This is a genomic window from Ruegeria sp. J8 (genome assembly GCF_056531925.1).
The window spans coordinates 641,371-655,716 of sequence record NZ_JBQFMR010000001.1 but is presented as its reverse complement, the minus strand read 5'-3'; the positions used below and the strand labels follow the sequence as shown (position 1 = coordinate 655,716).

Here is a 14,346-nt window from a genome sequence, read left to right as displayed (position 1 = left end):
TCTTCAGGTCTCCAGCCGTTTGCCGATTGCAGTCAGGGCGTCGCGCAGGGCCGCATGGGCCTTGCCCGCTTGCAGGGTTCGCGTCATTTGCAAGCTCAGTGTTCCGTCGGTTGCCAGCGCATCGCGTTCGGCGGCAAGCCGACCAGCCTGACCCTTTTCCATGCTGGCCAGGAAACCAGCCATCAATTGGGTCGTGTAGAATTCCGCACCATCCGCATCGCCGGTCTGTTCGGTTAGCCAATCCACGCCGGTGGTCAGCAGATCTAGAACACCCGGAACCATCGCGCAGATAGCAAAATGAGCATTAAGCGAGGCCTCATTGGCTACCTTCACAACCGGGTTTTCGGGGCCCATCAGACCCGCCAACAGATCATCGTTCCCATAAGCCGCCAAGGGGCAACCGCCCTGTTCCAAAAAGCCCAGAGGGATCGTCTGCACGAAATCCCCCGCAGGGGCGCAGAGCGACCTGAGATCCGCCTCGGACACTGCCGCCATCACCGAAACGATCCGATGGTCGGCCCGAAAGGACAGGGGGGCCAGCACATCCGTTGCAACATGCGGACGCAGACACAGGAACACGATCTCGGACTGGTCGATCACCGATTGCGGATCGCCGACCGTTGCGTTGATGTCGACCTTCAGTGCTGCCGACACGGTGGCGTTACGCTCGGTCACATAAATCTCATGCCCTTTACGGGCCAGCAGCCGGGCAATTGGCGCTGCGATGTGGCCGGTGCCGATGAACCCGACACGGCTCATCCTTGTGGCTCTTCCGGGATCGAGGCCGACAGCGCTGCGCGCCACGCATCCAGCCGCTGCGCCAGAGCGTCATCCTGCAAAGCCAGAATGCCAGCTGCCATCAGGCCTGCATTGGCCCCACCGGCGGCGCCAATCGCCATGGTCGCCACAGGAAACCCCTTGGGCATCTGAACGATGGAATAGAGGGAATCGACACCCGACAAGGCGCGCGTCTGTACCGGCACGCCAATCACTGGCACGCGGGTTTTTGAGGCCATCATACCCGGTAAGTGCGCCGCCCCTCCGGCTCCTGCGATGATCACATGCAGGCCACGCGACACTGCGGTCTTGCCATAGTCCCATAGACGGTCAGGGGTACGGTGGGCGGACACGATACGCTTTTCATAGGCAATGCCCAACTCGCCCAGAATATCGGCGGCCTCTTTCATCGTGGGCCAGTCCGATTGGCTGCCCATGATGATCCCCACTTTCACATCGCTCATCCGCTTTACGCCCCTGCCTGATGAAAGAGCGCGCACTATAGCCAAATCCGTATTCGTGGCAATGCGTCAGGCGATGATGTCAGGGGTCAGACGGTCTTCGATCAGACGAATAATGTCCTTGAGCCGCAGTTTCTGCTTTTTCAAGCGCTTGACGGTCAGTTGATCGGCCGTTCCGGTGGATTGCAGCGCCTCGATCGCTTCGTCCAGATCGCGGTGCTGGCGGCGAAAAACCTCCAGCTCGACCCGCAAAACGTCATCGGTTTTCATCGAAAGATCGGTGGGCGCGTTCATGAGCGACTCAGTGACTATTGTGGTGCTTGTCGCACAAGATAGTGTGTCAGGGTTTATCCTGCCAGACCTTGTGGACATCCAGGTACATTCCCATATTCTATTGTACGCGGTTGCCGGAACGGGGCCGCACAACACGTCGCTTTGGCAATAAAGGACGAAATACGTGTCTAAACTTACCTTGGGCTCATACCCGCATCTTTTGGGGTTCGAGCAACTGGAACGCCTTCTGGAACGGTCTGCAAAGGCCGGAAATGAGGGGTATCCGCCCTACAATATCGAACAAACCTCGGATTATTCCTACCGCATCACGCTGGCCGTAGCCGGATTTGCCGAGCAAGATCTGTCGATCACCATCGAGGATCGCCAACTGGTGATCCGGGGCCGTCAACGCGACGACAGCGAGGGGCGCATCTTCCTGCATCGCGGCATCGCGGCACGTCAGTTCCAGCGAATGTTCGTGCTGGCCGACGGAGTCGAGGTGGGCGAGGCGATCATGGAAAACGGTCTGCTGCATGTGGATCTGACCCGCGCCGTGCCGGAAACCGTGGTGCAAACGATCAACATAAGAAAGGGGTAAGAGCAATGAATACACCGGTACAAATAGACGCTAATGGCGACCGTATCGTCTATGTGAAGAAGGTCGAGATTACCGACCTGCCGCGCGAGGTGCGTGAACAGGCGGGTGATCTGGATACGCTCTATGCGGTACATGATTCCGATGGCCAACGCCTGGCTCTGGTCGCCGACCGCAAGCTGGCGTTCAACCTCGCGCGCGAGCATGACTTTTCGCCGGTGGCCGTGCACTGACACGGCCCCTGAGGCGTTTTCCCCGTGACATCCGCCGCTCGCCGGGCCAGATATGCCGTGCAATGGCATGGGATGCGCGGGAATGAGCTGGTTCGATTTTGACTGGGTGGATGCTTTTACCGACCGGGCGTTTGGCGGCAATGGATGTGCTGTGGTGCATAACGCAGCCCATCTGTCGGACGCAACCTGCATGGCCTATGTGCAAGAGACGTCTTTGGTCGAATGCACCTTTACCGGCCCCTCTGACGTGGCCGACATTCGGGTTCGGTATTTCCTGGCCAGCCGTGAAATTCCCTTTGCCGGACATCCCACCATTGCCACCGTCGCGGCCATGCGGTCGCGTGGTCTGTTTCAGGGCGATGCCCTGACGCTTGAGACCGGTGCCGGGATCGTCGATATCCGCCTGAATGGTGATGAGATCGAGATGACGCAGATCGCGCCCCAATTCGGCGCGCAGGTCCCAGTTGAACTGGTGGCAGAAACGATCGGCCTGCCGACCGATGTCATCATTTCCCCGCCGCAATTCGTGTCTACCGGTCTGCCGTTCTGCATCACGGTTCTGCGCGATCACGCGGCGTTGCGCGCCGCAAAACTGGTGGAAGGTCCATTGCGAGAGGTTGCGGCCAAAGCAGGCTTTTCCGGATCGGACATGGCCGAGCCATTTCTTGTGACGCTGCAAGGCGCGACCGGGGCGGGTGACACGTTCTCGCGCCTGCTGCTGGCCCCACCCAGCCCACCCGAGGATCCGTTCACAGGTTCTGCCACCGGTGCGATGGCGGCTTATCTGTGGAAATACCGGCTGATGGACAAGGACAGCTTCATCGCCGAACAGGGCCATGACATGGGCCGTCCGGGTCAGGCCACCGTCACGCGCGTTGGCCCACCAGAGGCAATGACCGGTATCAAGGTCGCCGGACGCGGCCATGTGCTGATGCGTGGGCAGGTCGACCTGCCCGAGGGGGTCTGATGTCCGAGCCCGCGATTGCCATTCTGCCCTATGGGCACCGGTTGGGGCCGAAACTGGCCGCGGTTCCCCTCAGCGATCTGATCTGGCCCGAGGGTTGCCCGGATCGCCTGATCGGTAAAACCGTCAGAGATCTTGAATCTACCGATCACCTGATCATGTATCCCAATTCCACCGTGCATCTGCGGTTGCGCCGGGGTACCCGCGCGCAGATTTCGCTGATGATGGGGGAACCCTCGGCCATCCACGCAAAACACGACCGGATGCTGCGCTGGACATGGCGGCGGTTCTTTCGCGTGCTGACCTTCCATGACGTCCTGCTGCAAGGCATCCCGAACGCGGTTTTTCTGCCCTATGGCGTCACCATGGTGCCGGAGTGGCAGGCGTTGTCCGTCGAAAAGACCAAATCCTGTTCGCTGATCGCCTCGGCCAAGCGCGATCTGGAAGGTCACCAGCTGCGCCATGCGGTGATCGACTGGGTGCGCGAAACGGGCGCGGATGTCGATATCATGGGCCGTGGTTATATGCCGTTTGAGCAGAAATCCGACGGGTTGGCACCTTATCGCTATTCCGTGGTGATCGAGAATGTGCGGGAGCGGAATTATTTCTCGGAAAAACTGACCGATGCAATCCTCTGCGCCACCGTTCCGATCTATTGGGGCTGCCCGAATATCGAGGATTTCTTCGACACATCGGGCATGATCCTGTGCGAATCCGAGGCCGATATTCACCGTGCCATTCAAGTCGCCTCGCCCGAGGACTACGCTGCGCGCCTGCCACATCTTCAGGCGATCCAGCCCAAAGCGGCCGAGGTCGGAGACTTCGAATCCCGCGCCGTTGCGGCCATCCGTGCCGCGCTTCGAGCATGAAAAAAGGCCCCCGCGGTGCGAGGGCCTGTGACTGTTTGGATGCAGCTTAGGACGCGGCGATCAGGCCCATGCTCTCCAGTTTTAGCAGCACCTGATGGGCGCAGTTGTCGACATCGACATTCTCGGTCTCGACGCTCAGTTCAGGGTTCTGCGGCACATCATAAGGGTCCGAGATACCGGTGAATTCCTTGATCTTGCCTTCGCGCGCGAGCTTGTACAGGCCCTTGCGGTCGCGGCGCTCGCATTCCTCGATACTGGTGGCGACGTGGACTTCGCAGAAGGCACCGAATTGCTCGACCTCTTCGCGCACGGCGCGGCGGGTGGTGGCATAGGGCGCAATGGGCGCACAGATGGCGATGCCACCGTTCTTGGTGATCTCGGACGCAACGTACCCGATACGACGGATGTTCAGGTCGCGGTGTTCCTTCGAGAAGCCCAGTTCCGACGACAGGTTTTTACGCACGATGTCACCGTCCAGAAGGGTCACAGGACGGCCGCCCATCTCCATCAGCTTGACCATAAGCGCGTTGGCGATGGTGGATTTGCCCGAGCCCGAGAAGCCGGTGAAGAACACGGTAAAACCTTGCTGGCTGCGCGGCGGTTTGGTTTTGCGCAGCTCGGCCACAACCTCGGGGAAGCTGAACCATTCGGGGATTTCCAAACCTTCCGCCAGACGGCGGCGCAGCTCGGTACCCGAGATGTTCAGGATGGTGACGTCATCCTTGTCCAGAATCTCGTCATTCGGTTCGTATTGGGCGCGTTCCTGCACATAGACCATGTGTTTGAAATCAACCATCTCAACGCCGATTTCATCCTGATGCTGGCGGAACAGGTCTTGCGCGTCATAGGGGCCATAGAAATCTTCTCCGGCCGAGTTCTTGCCGGGGCCCGCATGGTCGCGACCCACGATGAAGTGGGTACAGCCGTGGTTGGCACGGATCAGGCCATGCCAGACGGCTTCGCGCGGGCCAGCCATACGCATTGCGAGGTTCAGCAGCGACATTGAGGTGGTCGAGGCTGGATACTTGTCCAGAACCGCCTCATAGCAGCGCACGCGGGTAAAGTGGTCGACGTCGCCGGGCTTGGTCATGCCGACAACCGGGTGGATCAGCAGGTTGGCCTGCGCTTCCTTGGCGGCGCGGAAGGTCAGTTCTTGGTGGGCGCGGTGCAGCGGGTTGCGGGTTTGGAATGCAACGATGCGACGCCAGCCCAGCTTGCGGAAGAACGCCCGCAACTCGTTCGGAGTGTCACGCCGGGCGCGGAAATCATAGTGGACAGGCTGCTGGATGCCGGTGACAGGGCCGCCCAGATAGACCTTGCCCGCCACATTGTGCAGATAGTTCACCGCAGGGTGCGCATCGTCATCCGCGCCGAACACCTTTCCGGCCTCGCGCGCTTTGTCCGGGGTCCAGCGGTCGGTCACAGTCATGGTGCCCAGAATGACACCTTCCTGGTCGCGCAGGGCGATGTCCTGACCCAGTTCGATGCTTTCGGCAAAGTCTTCGCTGACATCCAGAGTGATCGGCATCGGCCACAGCGTGCCATCTGCCAGACGCATATTCTCGACCACATTGTCGTAATCGGCCTCGGACAGGAAACCTTTGAGCGGGTTGAACCCGCCGTTCATCAGCAGTTCCAGGTCGCAGATCTGGCGCGGGCTCAGATCCCAGCTGGTCAGGTCGGCAGCTTCTACTTTCAGTTTCTGCGCCGACTCGTAGGAAACATAAAGTTCAGGGATCGGAGCCAGATTGCTCAACATCGTCATGGGAATACTCTTGTCGAAGTTCGGTTTTTTTTACCGGTGGTTCAGTGTCTTTGCGGGGCGTTTGCCCCGACTGTGGGGCGAAGTCCATATACATTCAGGTAATTAAGGACGATATGCGCAGTTTTTACTGCGTTTGGAAGGATTTTTTGACCGGTAGAAGTTTTGAGGACGAAATTCCCGACGATTTACGGTTCGCAGGTGAATTCAGTACGTATGTTCTATTCTGCGGCGGTGGCTGCAAGATCGGTAGCGCTGGTCACAGGCAAGGCGGGAATCGGTCGCGTGACCCCGCGCAAATCAAACGACTTCAAGCCGCTTTGATCTCCGCCGAATCCGGCGGCCTGAAGCAATTCGGACGACACCAGCAGCTCGACCCCAAGGTCCTTGGTTTGCCCTTCTAGCCTGCTGGCAACGTTAACAGCATCGCCGATGATCGTGCGCGTTGCGGTGCCTGCTGCGCCAATTTCACCCAAAACCAGATCTCCCAGATGCAGACCCATTCCGATGCGGATACGTGGGCTGCCTTCCGCTTCTAGCCGCTGATTGAATTGAACGAGGGCGCGACTGACATTTATGGCTGCCTGCAACCCTGCGCGGGCCGAACTTTCTGTATCGGGTGTTTCAAACACCGCCAGCAGACCATCCCCCATGTATTTATCGACCACCCCGCGCTCGGCGGTGATGGCGGGCACGATGGCGTCAAAGAACCGGTTCAGCAGGAATACGATGTCATAGGGCAACTGACCCGTCGTCCGAGAGGTAAAACCACGCATGTCCAGAAAAAGAACGGCCAGTTTGCGCTCTTGTCCCTGGCTGGAATGTGCGCGTTGCCGACCGCCGTTGGGGCGGAACATGCGAAACGCGGTCAACGGTTCTGTTGGTCGAATCTGACAGGCCAGGCGCGCTTTTCTTGGAGCACCCACGGCTGCAAGGCTGCGCGCCTCGACCTCGCTAGGCGAGGGGAGGGCGTCTGCCCCATCCTCGACAATCACCCGACAGGTTGTGCAGCGTCCTTTACCCCCGCACAATGCAGTGTGCGGGATGCCATTGGCTTGCGAAATCTCCAGCAATGTCATGCCTTTTTCGGCGACGACTTCGGGGCCTTCCACGTATTTCACCCGGACCGAGTGCCTGCGCCGCAGCAATTTGCGCACTGCGAAAACAGTTAATGAGGCCCCCAGCGCGATCCAGAAAGCCGTGACAGCATTGCTCTTGATGCTGAACAGTGCCTGAAAATCCTGTTGAGACGGCCAGTTATAGTGGTCGATATACTGGTCACGCAGAAACGGATCGGCGAAATCCAACCAGAGGCGCCGTCCCTCGGTCAGCAATCCGGCCAGCGCGAACGACGGGACAAACACCGCCAACCCGATCAGGTAGGGCGCAGTTTTTGACCACCAATCGGTCAGGCGCAGCCACATGTGAAGGCCAATGCAGCTGTGAATCCAGACAATCAGCAGCAATGCGCTTTGCAGCCAGATCGCGCTGCTGTTCCACATCAGGATGATGATATAGCCCATCTCGTCATTGACGTCATAGACCTCGTGCGCGTAGCGCGTATAGACGATATGGGTGATCAGCTGCAGCGGGATCAGCAGGCCCAGAACCACCTGCAGCGCCGTGCTGACCGGCATTCTGAGCGTCCTGCGCTGGCTGATCGAATACAGCGCCAAGCCTGTGTGCACAAACAACGCCAAATACAGAAACGCACTGCCGATGTCATGGCGCGTCACCGCGTGGCGGCCATCCTGCATCCCGTGCAGGTAATCGGTATGAAACAACCCCAACCCGATGTTGATGAAGTGAAAAAAGGCGAAGGCAAACAGGACCAGGCCGCTGCCGATCCTCAGCCGGGTTGCCCACCCGCCTTGCCATAGAACGCTACTCAATCAAATCACCTGCACGCGCTTTGTCTGAAGCCGAGACTGGTACGGGGGAGGCGACGGGTCAAGAATAAGGCGGAACCCAAGCGGTCGCAGGCGCATCGACATGGATCACGTCAGCCGAAATTTTGAACAGCACGAGATGGCTGAGGTCTGGCCGGGACCGAGAGCTGTAGATCAGCCCGTCCGCCTTTTGCGCGCGGGCCGCTTCCGAGAACTGCCAGGTGGGCGAGGGACGGTCCATCTCCTGCCACAAGACCGAGGCTGTGCGTTGTCCGCGCAGGTCGACAAGGCGTGCTTTGGTGATCCGGGCCTGTTGCAAAACGCGCGGGGGATCATCCTTGCCGACATAGCGCCGGATCGCGACCGCAGCCCCATCGGCGCTGAGTGACGCGTAAAGCGCTGCCTGCCCTGCAAAATGAAAACGCCCCTCGGGCGCCTTTGCAGGGGCCAGAGGGGCGTCGCATTGGGACAAAAACAGAATTCTCCAGACCGGGCCGGAGAATTCCAACACCGTGTTACTCCTGCTCTGCCAGGAAGCGTTCGGCGTCCAGCGCGGCCATACAGCCCATACCGGCGCTGGTGACAGCCTGACGATAGATGTGGTCGGTCAGGTCCCCGGCGGCGAAAACACCGGGGATCGAGGTTTCGGTCGAGCCCGGCTTGGTTACGACATAGCCGCCCATATGGGTTTCCAGCGTGTCCTTGACCAGCTCATTGGCTGGGGCATGACCGATGGCGACAAAGACACCCTTACACGGGATCTCGGTGATCTCGCCGGTTTTGACGTTCTTGACACGTACACCTTCGACGCCCAGCGGGGCATCAGTGCCGACGACCTCGTCCAGTTCATGAAACCAAAGCGGTTCGATCTTTTCGTTTTTGAACAGACGGTCCTGCAGGATTTTCTCGGCTCGCAACTCGTCGCGGCGGTGGATCAGAGTGACCTTGCTGGCGAAGTTGGTCAGAAACAGCGCCTCTTCCACGGCGGTGTTGCCGCCGCCGATGACCACGATCTCTTGCCCGCGATAGAAGAACCCGTCGCAGGTGGCGCAGGCCGAGACGCCAAAGCCCTTGAACTTGTCCTCGGACGGCAGGCCCAGCCATTTGGCGCGCGCGCCGGTCGCCAGAATAACGGCGTCGGCCGTATAGGTCGTGCCGCTGTCGCCCGTGGCGGTGAAGGGGCGTTTGCTGACATCCAGATCGCTGATGATGTCGCCGATGATCTCACACCCCATAGCTGCAGCATGTTCCTGCATCTTGATCATCAGATCGGGGCCCTGCACCTCGGTAAAGCCGGGGTAGTTTTCGACTTCGGTCGTGGTGGTCAGCTGACCGCCGGGCTCGATGCCCTGAACCAGAATCGGGTTCAGCATCGCGCGGCTGGCATAGACGCCCGCCGTGTATCCGGCAGGTCCCGACCCGATGATCAGAACCTTGGTGTGTTTCGTTTCGGCCATGGTACCCCCAACTCGATATGCCTGACTTGGGCGCTTGGCCCCTTGGCGATTGGATATAGCGACCCAGTGGCGGCGCTTAAAGCCCCTTCCTGATGGGTATCGGCCTTGCGGCTATGGAATGGCAATGAAACAAAGAATGTTGCGCAGAGGCGAAATATTATTGCGCATCAAGTGGGTGCTGATATAACAACTGAAAAAAATTCAGGAGCATTTTATGGTCACGACCCGGCTGGATGAGATTGACCGCAAGATTTTGGCGGAATTGCAGGCAGACGGTCGCATGACCAATGTCGAATTGGCGAAACGTGTCGGGATATCAGCCCCTCCTTGCCTGCGTCGGGTTCGCACGCTTGAGGAATCGGGTTTTATTCGCGGGTACCATGCCGAGGTAAACGCGCGCGAATTGGGGTTCGAGGTTCAGGTCTTTGCCAGCGTCGGTCTGGAAAGTCAGGCCGAAACGGAACTGACCGCCTTTGAGGAACGCTGCCGCGAATGGCCCTTGGTCCGGGAGTGTCACATGCTGAACGGTGAGGTGGATTTCATCCTGAAATGCGTCGCCCCCGACCTCAGCAGTTTTCAACAGTTCCTGACCGGAGAGCTGCTGACGACGCCGAACGTGGCCAGTGTTAAAACATCACTGGTCATTCGTGGCGCTAAGGACGAGCCCGGCGTGCCTTTTGACGTGCTGGAAGAACGAATGAACCGGACGGCGTAAAGCGCGTCCGTTTATGTGCGGCACAACACCTTGGTAAGATGGCCGTCACGTACAAAAACAATACCCAACCTAATAGAATCTGCATAAAGCCCCCACTTTGCAGTATCTGGTAATTTTCAAGCTGTGATCGCGTCGACCTCGCCATCGCCAGCGCGCGGCATCAGCAGCGGTCCGAAATCGTTCAGCGAGTCGGCATGCGCGAACAGGTTCAGAAAGATCGACCGCAAGGAGTGGCTGATCATGCGCACCGCGTTCACGCCGGGATGATAGGTTTCAAACTGCAACCCATCGACTTTGATAACCGCGTGACGTTTCAGGCAGATGTGAAACAGTTCAACTGGCGTCGGCGGCAATGTCTCGATCACGTTCATTCCGTCCTGGAATTCGTGAACCGGGGTCAGGATCGTCTCATTCCCGTGTAGATGCCGAAGATGCGCCGGAGTGCCCACGATCCGGGCTGATGGCCCCGCGATCACGCCTGAAAGAGGTTTTTGCATGCCGAATGTGTCGGCCATGATGCGGGTCAGCGGACGGGTGCGGCCACGCGAATCTTCGCGCCCCGGTACCAGCGTGACCGAGCCTTTCCACAACACGATTTGTGAGGTGCCATCCTGTGTCAAAACAGTGTCTCCGGGCAGTAGGTCTTCGATGGCGACCGGCCCGGTTTCAGTGTCGACCAGAGATCCGCGGGTAAAGGCGCAAAAGGCATCCTCGAACATCGGCAGGGCTGGTGCGATATGGCGGGTTTGCGCAATGTCACCATTGGGCAGAAGCGCACTGACCTCATAGCGCCGCAGCTGCGCCTTGGGTTTGTTCGGTGCACGTGACGCGTCGCGCAGCATCGCTGACGTATCAACCGCATTTCTGGCCGCCCGCGAGAGCGAATGTGGAATAGGCATTGTTATTCCGTCCCTTCTAAAGTCCGCTCAGACAGGTTGACCCCTCCGTCCATGCCCGTCTGATCAGTTTTCTTCTTTGTTTTGAATGAAAGGGCGACCTTGGGGCGATCGTCGCACTGACGTCGCATCGCAGCAGTATCGCGTATCCCTTTGGTCAACATCTTGACCCCCCAGACAAACTCACAACAACGCGGGCGGAAATTGCCTGCGCACACATGCCCCTCACCCGCGCCGCGTAAAATACCTGCGGCAGGGTACGCGTCAGGCCGGAGCACCCCTCTGACGCCGGTCTTGGCCCAGGGAACCGGCAGCTTGGTACCCTGAACATCGCGATCAACGCCGTGCCGCCAAGCGGCGGGCAACCCTGATCGAGTGGCTGGAAACGCCCTTCCACGGCATGTCCAGACCTTTCTCTCTGCTCGCCGCGATGACGGCGCTTAGAAAGCGAGATTTTCCCTTCATTCCTGTAGTCCTGCTCTTGTCGAGGTCGTGGCCTCAATTCCCTTTGGACCTAATCTGACGCCATATTGCGGCAGCGATAAGGCTGATCCGGGATCAATTCAGGACAAAATGAAGGATGGCAGCTCCTCTTTCTTTATGCTGTCCTGCACTGCTGGAGCATCGGCAGATAAGCACCTGAGACCGGACAATAAAACTTGGTTTCTTCCGACTCAGGTAGACACAAAGAATGTGGCGAAAAGGTGGCGATATCGCCACAATTCGGTCTAGGTTAATAATTTGATTGCAGAAATCAGGCGGCCATAATCTGCTTCTTTGGCGTGGGTGGCCCGGCGGTAGGAATAAAACCGGTCCGGGTCCGAATAGGTGCAATGGCGCGTCCATTCCGCTTGGCCGATTCCCGCCTGTCGCAGACGGTGCAGGCCAAAAGCGGGCAGGTCGAATTGCAGTCGGTCGCCTTCTCCATTGGCAAAGAAACGCAGGTTATCGGGTGATTCGGCGACAAAACTGTCCAGAAAATCCGGACCGACCTCATAGGCCCGCTGCGAGATCGTCGGCCCGATGACAGCGACTGTATTCGCGCGGTCCGCGCCAAGCGCCTCCATCGCGTCCAGTGTTGCCTCAAGCACACCGTCCAAGGCCCCGCGCCACCCGGCATGGGCGGCACCGATCACATTGGCTTGAGCATCCGCAAACAGAACCGGCTGACAGTCTGCGGTCAGAATCGAAAGCGCCAGACCCGGTGTCGCCGTCACAATCGCATCCGCTTTTGGCCGGTCGCCGGTTTGCGGGCCATCAACGGTCACCACGGTCGGCGAATGCACCTGATGCACGCCGACCAGCGCGTCGGGGTCGACCTCCATCGCGTCGGCCACGCGGCCCCGGTTGATCGACACGACCTCGGTTTGATCCGAGGACCCGTAGCCGCAATTAAGTCCGGTAAAAATCCCCGAGGAGGCACCACCCCGGCGGCTGAAGAAACCGTGGCGCACGCCTGACAATATGTCCGAGGTCAGTATTTCCAGTGTCATGGTTCCAATCCCGGTGGAGGTGCCGCGTAGGAGGGGTAGAGACCCAGTAATTTGAACAGGTTTCCCATTTCATCGGGATGCGTCAACCTGCGATGTGCAGCCACCAGCATTTCAAGCTTCGCCCCGCCGAGCGGTTTGGCCAAAGCTTGTGCACGGGCGGTAATGCCCAGCCGTTCCAGAAACACGCCCTGAGGGGTCAGACGGGAATGGGCGCAACCCGCGGCACGCGCTGCCAATGCGAGTGGTTCGAAATCTACATGGGCGGTCAGATCGGCCTGACCGGGTGTATCTAGCGGATCCACACGCTCATGCCCGCGCAGGGCCTGAAACGTGTTGCCCAGTGAATGCCAGTCGCCATAATCCACGATCAGACCGGCACCGCCGTGGCTTGCGATTCGACCCGCGATGACGGTCAGGATGGGGATTGCCGCCGCGCAAAGCTCAACCAGATCGCCATCTTTCGTGTCTTGCAATCGGTCCGTCAGCGCAACCTGATCCGCCTGGGTCCCCAACCCGAAGGTCAGCGATTCGCCCTCGGCCCCGATCAGGCGCTCGCGCCACGCAGGGCCATCGCGCAGGAACTGGCGGATGGGCAGGGCGTCAAAGAACTCGTTGGCGACCAGAAACAAGGGCGCGTCGGGCAGGTCGGCAACCGTTGTGACCCAGCGCGGTGCAAATTCGTTTAACGTTTCTGCCTGAATGTCGCGCAGGGTCGGTGAGGCTTCGAACAGCACGATCTCAGCCGCGTCATGGAAGCCACGGACCCCGCGTGTGGCCCGGAGGATGTCCACCATCAGTGTTCCGCGCCCCGGCCCAAGCTCGACCAGAACGAAGTGATCGGGGTGGCCCTGATCCATCCAGCTTTGCGCCAGACTTAGGCCGATTAACTCACCGAACATCTGACTGATCTCGGGCGCGGTCACGAAATCGCCCTGCGCGCCGAAAGGATCGCGGGTGGTATAATAGCCATAGGTCGGGTGCAGCAGGCATTCGGTCATGTAGTCGGCCACGGTCATCGGACCGTCCTGCGCGATGCGCTCCAGCAGATGGTCGGTTAGGCTCATCGCGCGTGTCGCGCCCGCAGGGCGAACCACAGGCCAAGCGCAATCATGGGCAGCGACAAGAGCTGCCCCATGGTCAGGCCATACCCGCCAATATGCCACGCAAGACCCAGAGGGTTCCCGACCGAGATAAACTGTGCGTCCGGCTGCCGAAAGAACTCAACGATAAAGCGAGACGCGCCATACCCGGCCAGAAACACGCCCATAACCAGTCCGGGTTTGCGCAGCGCGCCCTTGCGGTAGACCAGCCACAGCAGCATGGCCCCCAGCAGCAACCCCTCCAGCGCGGCCTCGTAAAGCTGCGAGGGGTGGCGTGCGCACATTCCCACCAGCACGCCAGGGCAGTCTTGCGCGGCAGGGCCGGGGAAGATTATCGCCCATGGCACCTCGCTGGGGCGGCCCCAAAGCTCGGCGTTGATGAAGTTGGCCAATCGTCCCAGCAGCAGCCCGGGCGGAACAGTGTGGGCAATGAGATCAGCCAGCGGCAGAACCGTTATCTGGTGACGGCGGGCATAGATGTAAGAGGCGACAATCACGCCCAGCAGACCGCCGTGAAAGGCCATGCCGCCTTGCCAGACTTTCAAAATGTCCTCCGGGTTCGCAAGGTAATAGGCGGGCTGGTAAAATAGCACGAACCCAAGTCGACCACCCAGAATCACCCCAAGGATGATCCAGGTGATCAGATCCTCAAGCTGCTGGGGTTTCATTGGCGGCGTGTTATCTGCCCAAAGTGCGGGGCGTTTCAGCGCCGCTGCCCCCAGCCTCCACGCGATCAGGATGCCCGCGATATAGGCCAGCGCGTACCAACGCAGCGCGAACTCCATCCCGAAGAGTGAGATCGAGAACAGTTCGGGCGACAGATCGGGGAAATTCAGAACAGCCTGCATGTGCGTCTCATTGC

At 59.5% G+C, this 14,346-nt stretch carries 17 protein-coding genes; 5 read left to right on the top strand and 12 right to left on the bottom strand.

Translation table 11 applies throughout. From position 1 onward, the window contains the following. Window positions 1-3: 3 nt before the first annotated feature. The 3 genes from ACR0L1_RS03150 to ACR0L1_RS03140 form a co-directional block, all read right to left on the bottom strand. Window positions 4-759 (bottom strand): NAD(P)-binding domain-containing protein, encoded by a 756-nt coding sequence (locus ACR0L1_RS03150; RefSeq protein ID WP_170788173.1) that lies wholly within the window; start codon window positions 757-759, stop codon window positions 4-6. Then, a complete protein-coding gene (gene purE / locus ACR0L1_RS03145) occupies window positions 756-1,241 on the bottom strand; it encodes a 5-(carboxyamino)imidazole ribonucleotide mutase (protein WP_480857089.1) in 486 nt (161 codons plus the stop codon). Before purE ends, ACR0L1_RS03150 begins: the two co-directional genes overlap by 4 nt. A gap of 66 nt (window positions 1,242-1,307) precedes the next feature. Next, window positions 1,308-1,532: a YdcH family protein gene (locus ACR0L1_RS03140; RefSeq protein ID WP_170736696.1), complete on the bottom strand. Its 225-nt coding sequence runs from the start codon at window positions 1,530-1,532 to the stop codon at window positions 1,308-1,310. 163 nt (window positions 1,533-1,695) lie between these two features. Between ACR0L1_RS03140 and ACR0L1_RS03135 the strand changes: the two genes are divergently transcribed. From ACR0L1_RS03135 to ACR0L1_RS03120, 4 genes are all read left to right on the top strand, one after another. Beyond that, a complete protein-coding gene (locus tag ACR0L1_RS03135; RefSeq protein WP_170769031.1) occupies window positions 1,696-2,109 on the top strand; it encodes an Hsp20 family protein in 414 nt (137 codons plus the stop codon). A gap of 5 nt (window positions 2,110-2,114) precedes the next feature. Then, complete coding sequence (locus ACR0L1_RS03130) at window positions 2,115-2,339, top strand: DUF1150 family protein (RefSeq protein WP_170769032.1); 225 nt, start codon at window positions 2,115-2,117, stop codon at window positions 2,337-2,339. A gap of 82 nt (window positions 2,340-2,421) precedes the next feature. After that, window positions 2,422-3,306 carry a PhzF family phenazine biosynthesis protein gene (locus ACR0L1_RS03125; RefSeq protein WP_480857086.1) on the top strand — a complete coding sequence of 295 codons (885 nt, stop codon included), beginning with the start codon at window positions 2,422-2,424 and terminating at the stop codon, window positions 3,304-3,306. Next, on the top strand, window positions 3,306-4,172 hold the full coding sequence (locus ACR0L1_RS03120) for a glycosyltransferase family 10 fucosyltransferase (RefSeq protein ID WP_480857084.1): 867 nt from the start codon (window positions 3,306-3,308) through the stop codon (window positions 4,170-4,172). The genes ACR0L1_RS03125 and ACR0L1_RS03120 overlap by 1 nt, the downstream gene beginning before the upstream one ends. Before the next feature lie 46 nt (window positions 4,173-4,218). On the opposite strand, the gene ACR0L1_RS03115 is transcribed toward ACR0L1_RS03120, so the two are convergent. The 4 genes from ACR0L1_RS03115 to trxB form a co-directional block, all read right to left on the bottom strand. Continuing rightward, entirely contained in the window at window positions 4,219-5,937 is a 1,719-nt protein-coding gene (locus ACR0L1_RS03115; protein ID WP_170788177.1) for a bifunctional sulfate adenylyltransferase/adenylylsulfate kinase, read from the bottom strand. Between the two features lie 218 nt (window positions 5,938-6,155). After that, window positions 6,156-7,826, bottom strand: a complete 1,671-nt coding sequence (locus ACR0L1_RS03110; RefSeq protein ID WP_480857083.1) for an adenylate/guanylate cyclase domain-containing protein — start codon at window positions 7,824-7,826, stop codon at window positions 6,156-6,158. A 58-nt stretch (window positions 7,827-7,884) separates the two neighbouring features. Further along, on the bottom strand, window positions 7,885-8,334 hold the full coding sequence (locus tag ACR0L1_RS03105) for an RES family NAD+ phosphorylase (protein ID WP_480857081.1): 450 nt from the start codon (window positions 8,332-8,334) through the stop codon (window positions 7,885-7,887). Window positions 8,335-8,338: 4 nt separating this feature from the next. Next, the gene (gene trxB, locus ACR0L1_RS03100) at window positions 8,339-9,280 is read right to left on the bottom strand and encodes a thioredoxin-disulfide reductase (RefSeq protein ID WP_170769038.1); all 942 of its coding nucleotides are present in this window, start codon (window positions 9,278-9,280) and stop codon (window positions 8,339-8,341) included. Between the two features lie 214 nt (window positions 9,281-9,494). Between trxB and ACR0L1_RS03095 the strand changes: the two genes are divergently transcribed. After that, on the top strand, window positions 9,495-9,995 hold the full coding sequence (locus tag ACR0L1_RS03095) for an Lrp/AsnC family transcriptional regulator (RefSeq protein WP_170783827.1): 501 nt from the start codon (window positions 9,495-9,497) through the stop codon (window positions 9,993-9,995). Window positions 9,996-10,111: 116 nt separating this feature from the next. Here ACR0L1_RS03095 and ACR0L1_RS03090 read toward each other — a convergent pair whose 3' ends face one another. The 5 genes from ACR0L1_RS03090 to lgt all read right to left on the bottom strand — a co-directional run bounded on the left by ACR0L1_RS03090 (window position 10,112) and on the right by lgt (window position 14,332). Beyond that, window positions 10,112-10,894, bottom strand: coding sequence for a Hint domain-containing protein (locus ACR0L1_RS03090; protein WP_170783829.1), 783 nt, complete (start codon window positions 10,892-10,894; stop codon window positions 10,112-10,114). A 333-nt stretch (window positions 10,895-11,227) separates the two neighbouring features. Beyond that, on the bottom strand, window positions 11,228-11,356 hold the full coding sequence (locus tag ACR0L1_RS03085) for a hypothetical protein (RefSeq protein WP_269149749.1): 129 nt from the start codon (window positions 11,354-11,356) through the stop codon (window positions 11,228-11,230). A gap of 263 nt (window positions 11,357-11,619) precedes the next feature. Then, window positions 11,620-12,384: a peptidoglycan editing factor PgeF gene (pgeF, locus tag ACR0L1_RS03080; protein WP_480857078.1), complete on the bottom strand. Its 765-nt coding sequence runs from the start codon at window positions 12,382-12,384 to the stop codon at window positions 11,620-11,622. Beyond that, the gene (locus tag ACR0L1_RS03075) at window positions 12,381-13,448 is read right to left on the bottom strand and encodes a class I SAM-dependent methyltransferase (RefSeq protein ID WP_480857076.1); all 1,068 of its coding nucleotides are present in this window, start codon (window positions 13,446-13,448) and stop codon (window positions 12,381-12,383) included. The genes pgeF and ACR0L1_RS03075 overlap by 4 nt, the downstream gene beginning before the upstream one ends. Then, window positions 13,445-14,332, bottom strand: coding sequence for a prolipoprotein diacylglyceryl transferase (gene lgt, locus ACR0L1_RS03070; protein ID WP_480857074.1), 888 nt, complete (start codon window positions 14,330-14,332; stop codon window positions 13,445-13,447). The genes ACR0L1_RS03075 and lgt overlap by 4 nt, the downstream gene beginning before the upstream one ends. Window positions 14,333-14,346 lie beyond the last annotated feature (14 nt).